The following is a 16,006-nucleotide window of genomic DNA, read 5'->3' on the forward strand; positions in this document are numbered from 1 at the left end:
ATGGTTCAAATTTTACCCCGGCGCCATTTTTCGAAAATTTCTGCCACTTCTTCACTTAAAGGAATTTTAGCCACGGGTCTTATCGTCGTTGTTTTTCTTACATCTTTCTTGATTTCACCTTGAATTTCTTCCATTTCAATAAGCAGTTCACGAGCGGATTTCCTTAGGGCCCCTTGGCCAAAAATCACCCACTGTTCCGTGAAGTCAGAGGTCGCCACTTGAATTTGCGTTTTGACATTATTCAGTTCAATCGCCATCTTTTCTATTCTTTCATCCGCAGTTTCATTTTCTTTTGTAAAAATTACGTCAACTTTGTGATTTTTGAATATGCGGGCAATTCCCTGAACATATTGAGCGTCAAATACGACAATTACACGGTATCCGGTAAATGCTTGATATTCCGCCATCATTTCTATCAGCCGATCTCTTGCAGCAGCAAGATCCCGTTCTTTTAATTCTCTCAGTTCCGGCCAAGCTCCAATAATGTTATAACCGTCCACCAACAGAATATTCATTTCATTATTGTCCTAGAGGATTTCTTTTTCTATAAACCTCATACATCAATAAACCGGCCGCTACCGATGCATTTAACGAAGTTACTTGTCCTGCCATAGGGAGACGGATGAGAAAATCACATTTATCCTTCATTAACCGGGCCATGCCTTTTCCTTCGCTGCCGATAACAAGTCCGATAGGCATCTTTCCGTCCATGTTACGGTAATCATCGCTGCCTTTCGCATCGGTACCGACTATCCATACCCCTCGCTCTTTCAACTCTTCCACCGCTCTAGCCAAATTTGTCACGCGAGCTACCGGAATATATTCGATTGCACCCGTCGAAGCTTTTGCCACTGTTGCCGTCAAGCCCACCGCTCTTCTTTTTGGGATGATGATTCCATGGGCCCCGACTGCATCGGCCGTCCTCATGATCGACCCTAAATTATGCGGATCTTCAATTTCATCAAGAATCATGAAAAAAGGTGCTTCGTCCCGTTCAGCCGCTTTTGCGAATAAGTCATCCAGCTCCACATATTCATATGCAGCCACTTGTGCGATAACGCCTTGATGGATGCCTTCTGCCATTTGGTCGATCTTTTTCTTCGGGACGATTTGCACGAATACCTTCTTTTCCTTCGCCAGACCGATGAGCGGTTGCATCGAGCCTTTTTGCGAGCCCTCGGCTATCCAAATTTTATTAATATCCCGTTCGGAGCGAAGTGCCTCCAATACGGGGTTCCTGCCAATGATATATTCTTCGCTCATGGGTTACTCCCCTTTTCTTCTTCAATGTATTCAATGGATTTTTTGATAAGTTCTTCCATTCTTTCTTTTCGGCCGGATAAATACAAAAAGCCCATAAGTGCCTCGAAGGCTGTACTGTAGCGATACGTTTGCACATCTGTATTCTTCGGTACCGTACCGGATTTTGCATTTCGCCCACGCCGAACGACAGCGGATTCCTCTTCCGATAACCAATCTGACTCCAGGAAAAAGTGGATGATTTTATTTTGCGCTTTAGCAGCTACAAAAGATGTAGCTTTTTTGTGGAGCAGATTGGGCTTGACCGCTCCTTTTTGAATGAGGTGATGCCGTATATACGTTTCGTATACAGCATCACCTATATATGCTAAAGCAAGACTGTTCAGCATTTTTGCATCTACCTTACTATCGTAATGAAGCATTAATTACCCTCTTTTCCATCTTGTACCTTGAGGGGTATCCTCTAATATGATATTCATGTTTTTCAAGCGATCACGAATTTCATCAGATAACCCAAAATTGCGGTCTTTCCGCGCTTGAATTCTCTGCTGTATCAAGCCTTCAATCTCTTCATCCAACAGCCCCTCCTCTTCAAGGGACAAACCTAGGACAGAAAATAAGATGTTGAATTTATCAAGGAAAGCATCAATCACTTCCTTGTCTGTGTTTTTCTCCATCAAGTAATAATTTGCCTGTTTGGAAAGTTCAAAGAGCATGGATATTGCATTAGCCGTGTTGAAATCATCGTCCATTTCCTTAATGAATTGTTCATGTAATTCATTCAGCTTCCCCAACCAAACATCATTATTCTCAGTCAATCCGTCACTAACTTGAAGGCGATGTTTTAAGTTTTGATAAGAAGTCCTTAAGCGATCGAGGGACGCTTTTACATTTTCAAGCACTTCTTCACTATAATTGATGGGATGACGGTAATGTACAGATAACATAAAGAAGCGTAACACTTGTGGATCATGCTTCTGAATGATGTCATGCACAAGGACGAAATTGCCTAAGGACTTAGACATTTTTTCATTCTCAATATTTATATACCCGTTATGCATCCAATAATTCGCAAAGGTCTTACCAGTCAATGCCTCGGATTGTGCAATTTCATTTTCATGATGCGGGAAAGCCAGATCTTGACCTCCTGCATGAATATCGATTGTATCTCCCAAATACTTTTTGACCATTGCGGAGCATTCGATATGCCAGCCAGGACGCCCCTTACCCCATGGGCTCTCCCAAGATATTTCATCATCCTTGGCCGTTTTCCAAAGGGCAAAATCAAGGGCATCTTGTTTTTTCTCCCCTATTTCAATACGTGCCCCCACTCGCAGCTCATCGATGGACTGATGTGAAAGTTTTCCATACCCCTCAAACTTACGAGTTCGGTAATACACATCCCCTTCAGATTCATAAGCGAATCCTTTCTCAATTAATGCCGAGATGAATTCAATGATTGCATCCATGTTCTCCATTACAGTTGGGTGAGCATCCGCTTTTTTGCAGCCCAATGCCGACACGTCTTCAAAATAAGCCTTGATGAAACGCTCCGATATGGTTGGGACATCTTCCCCCAATTCTTTTGCAGCACGAATCAGCTTATCATCCACATCCGTAAAATTCGAAACGAATTGCACATCATATCCACGGTAATCCAAATACCTACGAACGGTATCGAATACGATTGCGGGTCTTGCATTACCAATATGAATGTAATTATAAACAGTGGGTCCGCATACGTACATCTTCACCTTTCCCTCTTCAATCGGGACGAAGGTTTCCTTTTTTCTTGTAGCTGTGTTATATATTTTAATCGCCATATTATAGACTCCTTTCTTCCTGCCTCTGTTCAGCCATCTTCGCTCTTAAAGCCCTGATTTCACTATCCAATTCCTTAAAGCGATCAGCGATTGGATCAGGAAGATCACAATGATTTAGATCTTTGTTGATTTTGATACCATCTTGAATGACCACTTTACCTGGAATGCCCACCACTGTGGAATTAGGTGGCACTTCCTTTAAAACGACCGATCCTGCACCGATTTTTGAGTTTTCCCCAACAGTGATGGAACCCAGCACTTTTGCTCCTGTAGCAATCAATACGTTATCCTTTATCGTAGGATGACGTTTTCCCTTTTCCTTTCCTGTCCCCCCAAGGGTTACACCTTGAAAGACAGATACATTGTCGCCAATTTCACAAGTTTCGCCAATGACGATCCCCATTCCATGGTCAATGAAGAAACGACGGCCAATCGTAGCCCCAGGATGAATTTCAATTCCGGTAAAAAACCGACTGATCTGAGATATACTTCTCGCCAGGAAAAAGAATTTCTTCTTAAATAATGCGTGAGCCATCCTATGACTCCAAATCGCATGTAAACCCGCGTACGTCAATATGACTTCCAAATAGCTGCGCGCAGCAGGATCTTGATCAAAAACCACTTCGATATCCTCTTTAAACATCTTTAACAAAATGATTCCCCCCTATGTTCCGTACTTTTCCAACATCCCCTTTGAAGCTTTTAAAGCATATAAAAAAGCGTCTCTGTCCAAATAGACAGAGACGCTTTAAGCGCGGTTCCACTCTGTTTGGAATGTACGAAGCAGGTAAAGCTTTTTCCTGTTTTTTCATCCCCAACTTTAATCCCTGTAACGGAGGACATTCCGCCTGTGCCTACTATAGGTTAGTTCAGCAAAGGACTCAAGGGTGCATTTCAGAAAACGAGAGGCCTGAACCACTTTCAGCAGGTTATGGTTCTCTCTAAAAAGCTTCGTTTACTTACTTCTCCCCATCTACGCGTTCTTTTGTAAGATTATTAAATACTATATTACATTTTTGACAAATTGTTAATATAAAATACTCTGAATACGCTGTTTAATTTTTTCTTTGCCCAATAATGAAATCGCCTTAGGCAAGTCAGGACCATGTGTTTGACCCGTGACGGCCGCCCTTATCGGCATGAATAATTTTTTCCCTTTATGGCCTGTGCCTTTTTGTACGGCTTTAATCGACTTCTTGATTTCATCCGCGTTAAATTCTTCAAGGCCGTCGATCTCCTGAAGGAAAGCTTTCATGACTTCCGGTACCTGTTCTTCAGCCAGTACTTCCTTAGCTTCTTCCTCGAACACGACCTCATCCTTGAAAAACAGTTCAGATAGCTCGACTATTTCCGCTCCATAGCTCATCTGCTCTTGAAAAAGGGAAACTAGCCCATGTACCCACTCTTCTTCTTCGGCGGTCATTGTCTCTGAAACCTTCCCGGCTTTAATTAAGTGAGGCATTGACAATTCCACTGCACGATTTACGTCCAATTGCTTCACATATTGGTTATTCATCCATGTAAGCTTTTGTTTATCGAAAAGTGCAGGTGATTTAGACAGTCGATCAGCATCGAAAAGATTAATGAATTCTTCCTTCGTGAAAATCTCTTCTTCCCCGACCGGAGACCATCCAAGTAATGTAATGAAATTGAATAAAGCTTCAGGTACATAACCAAGCTCTTCATATTGCTCAATGAATTGAATGATCGACTCATCACGTTTACTCAGTTTCTTCCTGCTTTCGTTTACAATCAGCGTCATATGTCCGAATACCGGCGGTTCCCAGCCGAAAGCTTCATAAATCATCAGTTGTTTTGGAGTATTGGAGATATGATCATCACCGCGAAGGACATGGGAAATCTTCATCAAGTGATCATCGACGGCCACTGCAAAGTTATAGGTTGGAATGCCATCTTTTTTAACGATGACAAAATCACCAAAGCCATCCGCTTCAAACGAAACCTCATCCTTAACCATATCTTTAAAAGTTAGGACCTTCCCAGCTGGAACGGCAAAGCGAATGCTCGGTTTTCTTCCTTGAGCCACTAGCTCCGCTTGCTCTTCTTCGGTTAAATGCTTGCACTTCCCTGAATATTTTGGCGTTTCATTCCGTTCGACCTGTCCTTCACGCTCTGCTTCAAGTTCTTCTTCCGTACAATAGCATTTATATGCCAAACCCTTATCTAAAAGCTCTTGATACAATTCCTGATAAAGGTCGTTCCTTTCGGATTGACGATATGGCCCGAATTCACCGCCAACATCAACACCTTCATCCCAATCCATACCAAGCCATTTCAAATATTTAAGCTGACTTTCCTCTCCGCCTTCAATATTTCTCTTTTGGTCGGTATCTTCAATACGGATGATGAATTTCCCGCCTTTATTTCGTGCATATAAATAATTAAATAAAGCAGTCCGTGCATTACCAATATGTAAATGTCCAGTCGGACTCGGTGCATAGCGAACTCGAATATCGCTGCTCATGATATATATAGACCTCCCAGTCGTTCTATTCTATTGTATATATTATCATTTAAATACATTGGGATAAAGGCATCCACTCTAAAAACGAAATTAGTTTGATTTAACCAATAAAACCACAGCCTGTGCCGCGATTCCTTCGCTCCTGCCTGTAAATCCAAGTTTCTCGGTAGTGGTCGCCTTTACATTAATCCTGTCTATCGACGCATCTAAAAGTTCAGCAATCCTGCCTCGCATTTCCTCAATATACGGTGCCATTTTCGGGCTTTGTGCAATGATTGTACAATCCGCATTACCTAGCGAATATCCTTCTTTTTTTACGATCGCCCAAATATGCTGCATCAGTTTTGCCGAATCGGCATCTTTAAATTCAGGATCGGTATCCGGAAAATGCTTACCGATATCCCCTGCACCAATTGCCCCCAAGCAGGCATCAGCAACAGTATGCAGAAGGACATCCGCATCCGAATGACCTAGCAAACCTTTCTCATACGGAATCGTAATCCCGCCAATAATCAAAGGTCTCCCCTCCACAAGCTGATGAACGTCATATCCTTGTCCTATTCTAAACATATCATTCTCCCCAATCATCGTTTTCCATGTTGTTGTTTATGTAAAATCGCTTCTGCAAAATAAAGGTCTTCCTGAGTCGTAATTTTAATATTATCATAATTGCCCTCAATAATAACTACCTGTTCATTGATCCGCTCTAGCAAACTTGCATCATCCGTCCCTAAAAATGCATCAGCTTCTGCCTGTTCATACGCACTTTTTAATATGGATACACGAAAAGCTTGTGGAGTTTGTACCGCCCACAAGCTTGATCGTTCCACTGTTTCCACTACCTTATTGTTTGATGCTTTTTTAATCGTATCCTTAACGGGCACTGCAATTACGGCACCTCCATGAAGGGAGGCGGCAGTAGTCAATTCACTGATTTGCCCAACATTGATAAAAGGGCGGGCACCGTCGTGGACCAGGATGATTTCTTCTCCTGCATGTTGCAGTCCATTATAAACGCTTTGTTGGCGCTCCTTTCCACCCATGACCAGTTTCTTGACCTTTTTAAGCCCATACGCTGCAATCAATTGATTGAAATAATCCTTTTCTGCCGGGTTTATCGAAAGGATGATCCCCCGACAGTCAGGATCTTCTTCGAAGACACGCAGTGTATAAACAATAATCGGGATACCCGATAGTTCAATAAAAAGTTTATTCTTGCCCGCCTTCATTCTTTTGCCTTGTCCAGCTGCAGGTATCACTACTTCATAAAACATAACGGTTTCTCCTACTCTTCTTTATAATGCTTTTTCTAATAGTTTCGGTTTAGCGAATATCATACGGCCTGCAGAAGTTTGCAATACACTTGTGACAAGTACATCGATGCGTTTCCCGATATGGTCACGGCCACCCTCGACAACGATCATGGTGCCATCGTCTAAATAAGCGATGCCCTGGTTCTGCTCTTTCCCATCCTTGATGACCTGAACATTCATCTCTTCCCCAGGAAGGACAACAGGTTTTACGGCATTGGCAAGGTCATTGATATTAAGGACCGCCACATTTTGAAACTCGCATACTTTGTTTAAATTGAAATCATTGGTAACGACCATTCCGCCCGATATTTTGGCAAGTTTCACTAGTTTACTGTCCACTTCCTGAATGTCTTCAAAATCCCCTTCGTACATCTCCACTTTAATCGGAAGGTCTTTTTGAATCCGATTCAAGATATCCAAACCACGCCTTCCACGATTCCTTTTCAATGCATCGGATGAATCGGCAATGTGCTGCAGTTCGTTTAATACGAATTGAGGAATGACTATGGTACCCTCCAGAAAGCCTGTCTGACAAATATCTGCAATTCTGCCATCAATGATGACGCTTGTATCGAGAATCTTCAGCCGCTTGCTATACCCCTCTTCATCCTCTTCGCTCGCTTCACCATCCGTGTTCTTTTTCTTATTGCTTTTCGTGAATAAACTCAATAGCTCATCACGCTTTTTAAAGCCCACCTGAAAACCAAGATAACCAAATAAAAGCGTAAGGATGATGGGAACCACTGTATTTAGAATAGGAACCTTGATGGCACTGAAGGCAGAGCCAACCAAGAACGCCGCAAGCAGTCCCACTAAAAGACCGACGCTGCCAAAGATTATATCCGTAATCGGTATCTTTACAAGCTGTTCCTCCAGCCACTTCATAAAATAGATCACATGATCTACTGCCCAAAAAGTTATAAGATAAAAGATAATGGCACCCAACAGTACACTTACATAAGGATTGTTTATTAAAGCAATATCATCTGCATGTAAAACAATTAATAATTCTGGAATAAGTAACATACCAAGTGTTCCGCCGACTATTAAGAAGCATGCTTGTATAATGCGTTTTAACATCCCTTTCACCTCCTTCTACTCATTATTGACCAATAAAATAAAATGAAACCTTCGAAAATTCGTTTTCATTATATACGTTAAATTCACTTAAGGAATTAGTGGATTTACAAATATGATTTCTTCTCTTTTTCGTAATATTAGCCTAGCACCCTGAGTTTTGAGTGTCAAAAATAAACACCAACCAATTTCAAGCTAGTTCAGGGGAATTTTAAAGGTCAGCCGCACCTACATCCTTCTATTTGTGACAAGCTGATTTTTTAAAATCCGGAGTCCTTCTTTGATTTTATTAGCCCGGACTTCGCCTATGCCCTCCACATCATCAAGGTTTTCAACCGTAGCTTTATTGACTTCACTAAAGCTTCCGAACTGTTTCACTAAATTTTCGATGATCAAACCCGGCAAGCGTGGGATTTTATGAAGAATACGGTAACCACGGGGATGTACTGACTCATCAAGGTGTATGTAACCATGATAGCCCAGCACCTTAAGAAGAATGCTTTCATCCAGTTTTTCCTGCATGGCCAACTCTTGAAGCCTAAAAATGATTTCCTCAGGATTTTCATCATTACTGGAGGTATAATCCTTGATAAGCCATTTTCCTTCCGTTTCAATATCTGCCAGGATTTCATTCATTTGCAAACGGATCAATCTTCCTTCCGTACCAAGCTCATTAAGGTACGTTAATAGCTCCGCCTTGATTCTGAGCACCATTACATATCGGTGAAATACCTGCAAAAGGTCGGCATAGGTCACGATTTCCTCAAACTCGAGCGCTCCTAAAACCGATATGCTCTGCTGCAGAACCACCTTGTATTTTTCCAAGGTCTGGATGGCTAAATTAGCCTTGGCAAGTATGACTCCTATATCTTTAAGGGCATATCGGAAGTTGCCTTGATATAATGTGATGACATTCCGACGTTGTGAGATTGCGATGACCAACGACTTGGTCTCCCTTGCAACACGTTCCGCTGTCCTATGCCGCATTCCCGTTTCAGTGGAAGGTGTACTGTTATCCGGCACTAGCTGGGCATTGGCGAAAATGATCTTATCGGCTGTTTCATTTAAAATGATGGCCCCATCCATCTTTGCCAACTCATATAATGTGCTGGGGGTACAGCTGCAATTGATTTCGAAGCCGCCATCCACGATCACTCGCACCTTCTCATTATATCCGACCACTATCAAACCACCTGTGTTTGCCCTCAGGACATTTTCAATCCCCTCCCTAAGCGGGGTACCCGGAGCTACAATTTGCAGAATTTCCAATTTTGTTTTCTCATACCCTTTTTTATCTGTCATACTTAACCCCCTAACGATTGTTTAAGAGCCTCCGAAACCGATGAAACACCCACGATCTTAATACCCTTCGGCGCGGTCCATCCCCCTATATTATTAGCCGGTATGATAACCCGCTCAAACCCTAATTTTGCGGCTTCCTGCACCCTTTGTTCAATTCTTGACACCCTTCTTACCTCACCAGTCAGCCCCACTTCACCAATGATGCAATCTGCAGGGTTTGTTGGTTTATCACGGAAGCTTGAAGCAATGCTTATTGCGACAGCGAGGTCAATTGCAGGTTCATCCAGCTTGACACCACCAGCAACCTTTAAATACGCATCTTGGTTTTGGAGCAGTAAGCCCACTCTCTTTTCCAGAACAGCCATTAAAAGCGAAACTCGATTGTGGTCGATTCCCGTGGCCATTCGCCGCGGATTGCCAAAACTCGTAGGTGAAATCAATGCTTGAATTTCAACTAGCACCGGCCTTGTGCCCTCCATGGATGCGACGACTGTGGAACCCGAGGCTCCCTGCGACCGTTCTTCAAGGAAAATTTCCGATGGATTCGCGACCTCTTCCAATCCATGTTCTTTCATTTCAAAAATGCCCATCTCATTCGTCGAACCAAAGCGATTTTTAACCGCACGTATAATTCGATATGTATGGTGTCTTTCACCTTCAAAATATAATACAGTGTCAACCATGTGCTCAAGCAGCCGCGGCCCCGCGATGGCCCCTTCCTTTGTAACGTGGCCGACGATAAAAATCGCGATTCCGTTCGTTTTAGCAATGCGCATGAGTGAGGCTGTGCACTCCCTCACTTGTGAAACGCTTCCCGGGGCAGATGTAACCTCCGAATGGTATACCGTTTGAATGGAGTCAATAATGACCAAATCCGGTTTTACATCCGTAATTGCTTGTTGGATATAATCCATATCGGTTTCAGCATAAACGAATAGATTTTCCGACATGGTCCCAAGCCGATCCGCTCTCAATTTGGTCTGCTTGACTGATTCTTCACCTGAAATATAAAGCACTTTTTTCTGTTTATGCGCCAATTGGGATGATACCTGTAAAAGCAGGGTGGACTTACCGATACCAGGGTCCCCACCGATCAATACAAGTGATCCCTGTACGATCCCGCCCCCAAGAGCACGATTCAATTCCATTAAATCCGTCTTAATCCGGGGTTCTTTTTCTGATTGAATAGTCGTTATGGGCGCTGCCTTCTCCCGTTCCCCGGAACCTCTAACCTCTGAATTGGTAAAAGCCCCTTTTCTAGCAGGTTTAACGATCTCGGTTTCCTCGACCATTTTGTTCCATTCACCACATCCTGGGCATTTCCCCATCCATTTCGGGGACTCATATCCACAAGACTGACACATAAATTTTGTTTTCTTCTTTACAGCCATAAATTACTCCTTTTCTTTTGGAAAAAATATCTATATTAAGGATATTATACCTCGGTTTTATTTAAACCTTCTTAAGGCTAAGTTTTTTTAAAAAAATATTCATTCTGCACTCTGCTTGTCCCATTTATTATACTCAAATCTACCTATAGATAAAAAACAGAGGTACACTGCAAAAGAATCTGCGTGTACCTCGAAGTTTAGGATCAGGTTATTCACTTACATTAACAGGCTCGCCTTGTCGGATTGCAAACTCATTATTCACGACATCCATTACGACCGTTTGCCCTTTTTTCACGTTGCCCTTAAGCAACTCTTCGGATAGATAATCTTCTACATGCTTCTGAAGTGCCCTGCGGATTGGCCGTGCCCCATATTCGGGATCAAAACCTTCCGTAGCAATTTTTTCCCTAGCCGCATCTGTCAGCTCCAAGTATATCTCCTGTTCTTTCAAACGGGAAGTAAGCTGATTTGACATTAATGTAACGATTTGTTTCAAATGATCCTTCTCTAATGAGTGGAACACGATAGTTTCATCAATACGATTCAGGAATTCCGGACGGAATGCACGTTTGAGTTCTTCCATCACTTTCCCTTTCATATTTTTATAGTCCTGGCCAGTATCTTGGATGTTAAAGCCGACATACTTATCAGTTTTCAAGGCCGACGCCCCTACATTCGACGTCATAATCAGGATGGTATTCCTGAAATCGACAGTACGTCCCTTGGAATCTGTCAGTCTTCCGTCTTCCAATACTTGAAGAAGAATATTGAAGACATCCGGATGCGCCTTTTCAATTTCATCAAGCAGAACGACGGAATATGGTTTCCTCCGCACTTTTTCCGTTAACTGACCGCCTTCTTCGTATCCAACATATCCTGGAGGGGATCCAACAAGACGTGAAGTCGAATGTTTCTCCATATATTCGGACATATCGATGCGGATCATGGCATCTTCATCACCAAAAATGGATTCAGCTAAAGCACGGGCAAGCTCGGTTTTACCGACCCCTGTAGGTCCCAAGAAGATGAATGAGCCAATTGGACGTTTAGGATCTTTCAAACCTGCCCTTGCACGTCGTACCGCTTTAGAAACCGCAATGACAGCCTCTTCCTGCCCAATTACACGATCATGGAGGATTGACTCCATATTAAGCAGTTTGTCTGACTCTGTTTGCGCCAATTTAGTGACTGGAACTCCCGTCCAACTGGATACGACGTGTGCAATGTCATCCACAGTCACTTCACTGTTCTCCTGCCCTTGTTTTTCTTTCCAAGTTTTTTTCGTTTCTTCCAATTGTTCTCTTAAACGTTGTTCTGTATCGCGAAGCGAAGCAGCTTTTTCAAATTCCTGACTCTGAACGGAAGCATCCTTTTCCTTACGAACATCATCCAGCTTCACTTCAAGTTCTTTTAAGTTAGGTGGCGTTGTGTAAGAACGCAGCCTAACCTTGGAACCAGCTTCATCAATCAAGTCAATCGCTTTATCCGGTAAAAAGCGGTCGGAAATATAACGGTCGGATAATTTGACTGCGGCATCAATCGCTTCGTCAGTAATCGATACGCGGTGATGTGCCTCATAACGGTCACGCAGCCCCTTGAGAATTTGGATGGATTCCTCAATTGTCGGCTCATCGACTTGGATTGGCTGGAAACGACGTTCAAGCGCAGCATCCTTTTCAATATACTTCCGGTACTCATCCAAAGTCGTGGCACCGATACATTGTAATTCACCTCGCGCCAATGATGGTTTAAGGATATTGGAGGCATCAATGGCACCTTCTGCACCACCAGCACCAATCAATGTATGCAATTCATCGATGAATAGGATGATATTACCCGCCTGACGTATTTCATCCATAACTTTCTTCAACCGGTCCTCAAATTCACCCCGGTATTTAGTGCCAGCCACAACAGTACCCATATCTAGTGTCATTACGCGTTTATCACGTAAAATTTCAGGTACCTCATTATTGATGATCTGTTGGGCAAGCCCTTCAGCAATGGCTGTTTTACCAACCCCAGGTTCACCGATCAATACTGGGTTATTTTTTGTACGACGGCTTAATACCTCGATGACACGCTGTATTTCCTTACTTCTTCCGATAACGGGATCCAAACTTCCTTCCCTTGCAATCGCCGTTAAATCACGTGCAAGGCCATCCAGTGTAGGCGTGCTTGCATTTGAAGCAGCTGAACCTTGATGACCACCTGATTCATTGCTTCCCAGAAGTTGTAATACTTGTTGTCGAGCTTTATTTAAACTTACACCCAAATTATTCAATACGCGGGCAGCTACACCTTCACCTTCTCGGATAAGACCTAGAAGAACATGCTCTGTCCCAACATATGAGTGACCTAATTTTCTTGCCTCATCCATGGAAAGCTCAATGACTTTCTTGGCTCTTGGGGTATAATGTATCGTTTGAGCCGTATCCTGTCCACGGCCAATTAGATTTTCCACTTCTTTCTGAATCTTATCCGGACCTAATCCAAGAGCAAATAATGCTTTGGCTGCAATACCATCACCTTCTCGGACAAGGCCCAGTAAAATATGTTCCGTGCCAATATTATTGTGACCTAAACGGATTGCCTCTTCTTGGGCTAATGCTAATACTTTCTGGGCTCTTTCAGTAAAACGACCAAACATCATAGGGAATTCCTCCTTAAGAATTTTCGTTTTGAATAAAGTTGCTGGCAATTCTCTAAAGTTATGGCAGAAGCTTCTTCTTGCTCCATATCTATTACATGAAATTTGCTACTCCCTAAAGAGGCAATGACCTCTATGAGGAGGAAGATTCCGTGAAATTCAAGCGTTCTCGGATGAGTGCTGCTCTACGGATATCCCTTTCATGGGGTCTTAAAGGACCACCTGCGTACTTTTGTAAAAATCCCGGCTGCGTCAAAATCATCAACTCATTTAGAATGCTTTTAGAAATATTCTTTATATACCCAAGATCTATCCCTAATCTAACATCGGAGATACAGGTAGCTGCTTCCTTGGTCTCGATGATGCGGGCATTGGACAAAATCCCATATGAACGGAAAATTCTATCTTCTAATTGTATGTGTGAAGTCCTCGCTAATGCATCCCTCGCTGACCGTTCCTGGGCTATGATTTGTTGCACTACACTTGTTAGATCTTCAACGATATCCCTTTCCGACTTTCCAAGAGTAATCTGATTGGAGATTTGAAAAATATTCCCCAAGGCTTGACTGCCCTCTCCATAAATCCCGCGAACCACCAACCCCAATTGGTTGATAGCAGGTATGATATTATTCATCTGCTGTGTAAGGACAAGGCCCGGCAGATGCATCATGACTGAAGCTCTCAACCCTGTTCCCACATTAGTCGGACAACTAGTCAGGTATCCTCTTTCCTCATCATATGCATAGTCTATGGATTCTTCAATCCAATCGTCAAGAACATTTGCAATCTTTAAGGTTTCCTTTAGCTGCAACCCCGACATTAAGCATTGAATACGGAGATGATCCTCTTCGTTTATCATGATGCTTATTTCTTCATTTTCCGAAAGGAGACATGCGCTTTTCGCTGAATCTTCAACTAAATGGGGACTGATTAAATGTTTTTCAACGAGAACGCGCTTTTCCAGTGGCTGCAATTGGTCAATCTCTAAAAGTTCCAGCTTTCCAATCTCTGGGGTTACTTCTTCTTCGATTCTTTTTTTGACCAATTCAATGATTTCTAAAGCTTCTTCGTTAGAAAAGGAGGTTGGGAAGGTAAAGTCTTTAAAATTCCTGGCCAGCCGAATCCGCGAACTCAATACGATATCGATTTCCGGCCCTTCGGCACTCATCCAGGAACTCAAGGCGTTTTCTACAAACTTTTCCAAGCTCATAATTCCTCGCCTCCCTCTTGCGCTTCATACCTTTTTTCAAGGGAACGAACCTTATCTCTTACCTCTGCCGCTTTCTCAAACTCCTCTTGATCAATGTGGGCCTTTAAAACTTCTTTTAAATCCAAAATTTGCTTTCGAAGATATATGGTGCCACCGATCCTTTTTGGAATTTTCCCTATATGTGCTGTATTGCCGCTATGAACCCTCTTTAAAATGGGATTTAACTGTTCATTGAACGTTTTATAACATTCGGCACAGCCAAACTTACCAATATGGACAAATTCTTTATAAGATCGATGACAATGCGGGCAACGCCTCTCTTCCGTTTTGGGAAATGCATTTGCCTTTGTCTGTTGAATATTCGACTCCATATTCAACAATCCTGCTAATAAATTATTTATTGAAAAACCAGGTCCTCCTGCATCCATGAACATTTCACCTTTTTCCTGAGCACATTTCTCACAAATCATGACTTCAGTCTTTTTTCCATTGATGATTTTGGTGAAGTGCAGGGTAGCAGGCCTTTGATGACATTCTTGGCAAATCAACGTTCATCACCTCTGCCAGTTTCATTTATATTTTAAAGTCGTAAGCATCGCAGTTAAAATTCTTGCCCTAAGTTCATCGCGGTCAGGTAGGTCGATATAAATCACCGATCTATCTATAACGCTCATCATAATCTTTGCTTCTCTTTCATTAATGACGTCTTCATTCATCAGCCTTGAAATTACTCCTTCAGCCATCGATTGGGTTACCCTTGAACCAATAAGCGATAATAATTGGTTGATAAGTTGCACGGAATCCTGCGATTCGACTTTCATGATGCGTATATAACCGCCGCCTCCACGCTTACTCTCTACAACATAACCTCTCTCGATGGTAAACCTGGTATTGATTACGTAATTGATTTGAGAAGGAACACACTGAAATTTATCTGCTATTTCACTTCTTTTAATCTCCAAGATATCTTTTTGACTTATTTCAAGTACTTGCTTCAAATAAGTTTCGATAACATCAGATATGTTTCTCACTCAGCCTCCTCCATTCTGACTTTGACTATATTTGACTATTATTATACAAGGAATAATGCATTTTGCAACTTAAACGCACTTTCTTTCTGTATTATCCATTTTCTCCAAATTATATGTAGTTACATACCCCATTGAACATTAAAGTTTAAATATCTTACATTAATACCCTAAAAGGATAAATGCAAAACCTGATATTTTTCTTCTCTCTTAAGGTTTCACCACTTAAATCCTGCCCAATTCCCCCTCATGATATTGTAAACAATTCAAATAAGGCCAGCCCTATGCTGTCCCTTAAAATAAAAAACCTTTTTTAAATTGCAAACAACAAAAAAGACCAGCCAGGATGGCTGATCTTTCTAAATGGCTTGGCGGCGTCCTACTCTCACAGGGGGAAACCCCCAACTACCATCGGCGCTGAAGAGCTTAACTGCCGTGTTCGGAATGGGAACGGGTGTGACCTCTTCGCT

General features: G+C 42.4%; 15 protein-coding genes, 1 rRNA gene and 1 other annotated feature. All 16 genes read right to left on the reverse strand.

The window, feature by feature from the left end; all coding sequences use genetic code 11:
• Window positions 1-5: 5 nt before the first annotated feature.
• On the reverse strand, window positions 6-515 hold the full coding sequence (locus BW986_RS27800) for an NYN domain-containing protein (protein WP_034305067.1): 510 nt from the start codon (window positions 513-515) through the stop codon (window positions 6-8).
• A gap of 4 nt (window positions 516-519) precedes the next feature.
• Window positions 520-1,263: a 23S rRNA (guanosine(2251)-2'-O)-methyltransferase RlmB gene (gene rlmB, locus BW986_RS27805; protein ID WP_076372887.1), complete on the reverse strand. Its 744-nt coding sequence runs from the start codon at window positions 1,261-1,263 to the stop codon at window positions 520-522.
• Entirely contained in the window at window positions 1,260-1,682 is a 423-nt protein-coding gene (locus BW986_RS27810) for a Mini-ribonuclease 3 (protein WP_076372889.1), read from the reverse strand. The genes rlmB and BW986_RS27810 overlap by 4 nt, the downstream gene beginning before the upstream one ends.
• Window positions 1,683-1,685: 3 nt before the next feature.
• The gene (gene cysS / locus BW986_RS27815; RefSeq protein ID WP_076372891.1) at window positions 1,686-3,083 is read right to left on the reverse strand and encodes a cysteine--tRNA ligase; all 1,398 of its coding nucleotides are present in this window, start codon (window positions 3,081-3,083) and stop codon (window positions 1,686-1,688) included.
• A 1-nt stretch (window position 3,084) separates the two neighbouring features.
• Window positions 3,085-3,735, reverse strand: a complete 651-nt coding sequence (gene cysE / locus BW986_RS27820) for a serine O-acetyltransferase (RefSeq protein ID WP_076372893.1) — start codon at window positions 3,733-3,735, stop codon at window positions 3,085-3,087.
• 84 nt (window positions 3,736-3,819) lie between these two features.
• Window positions 3,820-4,068, reverse strand: a binding site (T-box leader).
• A gap of 42 nt (window positions 4,069-4,110) precedes the next feature.
• The gene (gltX, locus tag BW986_RS27825) at window positions 4,111-5,568 is read right to left on the reverse strand and encodes a glutamate--tRNA ligase (RefSeq protein ID WP_076372895.1); all 1,458 of its coding nucleotides are present in this window, start codon (window positions 5,566-5,568) and stop codon (window positions 4,111-4,113) included.
• A gap of 90 nt (window positions 5,569-5,658) precedes the next feature.
• On the reverse strand, window positions 5,659-6,138 hold the full coding sequence (gene ispF / locus BW986_RS27830) for a 2-C-methyl-D-erythritol 2,4-cyclodiphosphate synthase (protein WP_076372897.1): 480 nt from the start codon (window positions 6,136-6,138) through the stop codon (window positions 5,659-5,661).
• 14 nt (window positions 6,139-6,152) lie between these two features.
• On the reverse strand, window positions 6,153-6,842 hold the full coding sequence (gene ispD / locus BW986_RS27835) for a 2-C-methyl-D-erythritol 4-phosphate cytidylyltransferase (protein ID WP_076372899.1): 690 nt from the start codon (window positions 6,840-6,842) through the stop codon (window positions 6,153-6,155).
• Between the two features lie 21 nt (window positions 6,843-6,863).
• Entirely contained in the window at window positions 6,864-7,961 is a 1,098-nt protein-coding gene (locus BW986_RS27840) for a PIN/TRAM domain-containing protein (protein ID WP_076372901.1), read from the reverse strand.
• Between the two features lie 225 nt (window positions 7,962-8,186).
• A complete protein-coding gene (disA, locus tag BW986_RS27845) occupies window positions 8,187-9,260 on the reverse strand; it encodes a DNA integrity scanning diadenylate cyclase DisA (protein WP_076372903.1) in 1,074 nt (357 codons plus the stop codon).
• 2 nt (window positions 9,261-9,262) lie between these two features.
• On the reverse strand, window positions 9,263-10,651 hold the full coding sequence (gene radA, locus BW986_RS27850) for a DNA repair protein RadA (protein WP_076372905.1): 1,389 nt from the start codon (window positions 10,649-10,651) through the stop codon (window positions 9,263-9,265).
• Window positions 10,652-10,859: 208 nt separating this feature from the next.
• Complete coding sequence (gene clpC, locus BW986_RS27855; RefSeq protein ID WP_076372907.1) at window positions 10,860-13,301, reverse strand: ATP-dependent protease ATP-binding subunit ClpC; 2,442 nt, start codon at window positions 13,299-13,301, stop codon at window positions 10,860-10,862.
• Between the two features lie 130 nt (window positions 13,302-13,431).
• Window positions 13,432-14,508 (reverse strand): protein-arginine kinase McsB, encoded by a 1,077-nt coding sequence (locus BW986_RS27860; RefSeq protein WP_076372909.1) that lies wholly within the window; start codon window positions 14,506-14,508, stop codon window positions 13,432-13,434.
• Window positions 14,505-15,056, reverse strand: coding sequence for a protein-arginine kinase activator protein McsA (locus BW986_RS27865; RefSeq protein ID WP_076372911.1), 552 nt, complete (start codon window positions 15,054-15,056; stop codon window positions 14,505-14,507). The genes BW986_RS27860 and BW986_RS27865 overlap by 4 nt, the downstream gene beginning before the upstream one ends.
• A gap of 21 nt (window positions 15,057-15,077) precedes the next feature.
• A complete protein-coding gene (locus BW986_RS27870) occupies window positions 15,078-15,539 on the reverse strand; it encodes a CtsR family transcriptional regulator (RefSeq protein WP_048677843.1) in 462 nt (153 codons plus the stop codon).
• 363 nt (window positions 15,540-15,902) lie between these two features.
• Window positions 15,903-16,006, reverse strand: a 5S ribosomal RNA gene (rrf, locus tag BW986_RS27875); the annotation flags it as partial.

Origin of the sequence: Peribacillus simplex, assembly GCF_900156045.1 — a bacterium.
In the GTDB taxonomy this organism is placed as follows: Bacteria; Bacillota; Bacilli; order Bacillales; family DSM-1321; genus Peribacillus; species Peribacillus simplex_D.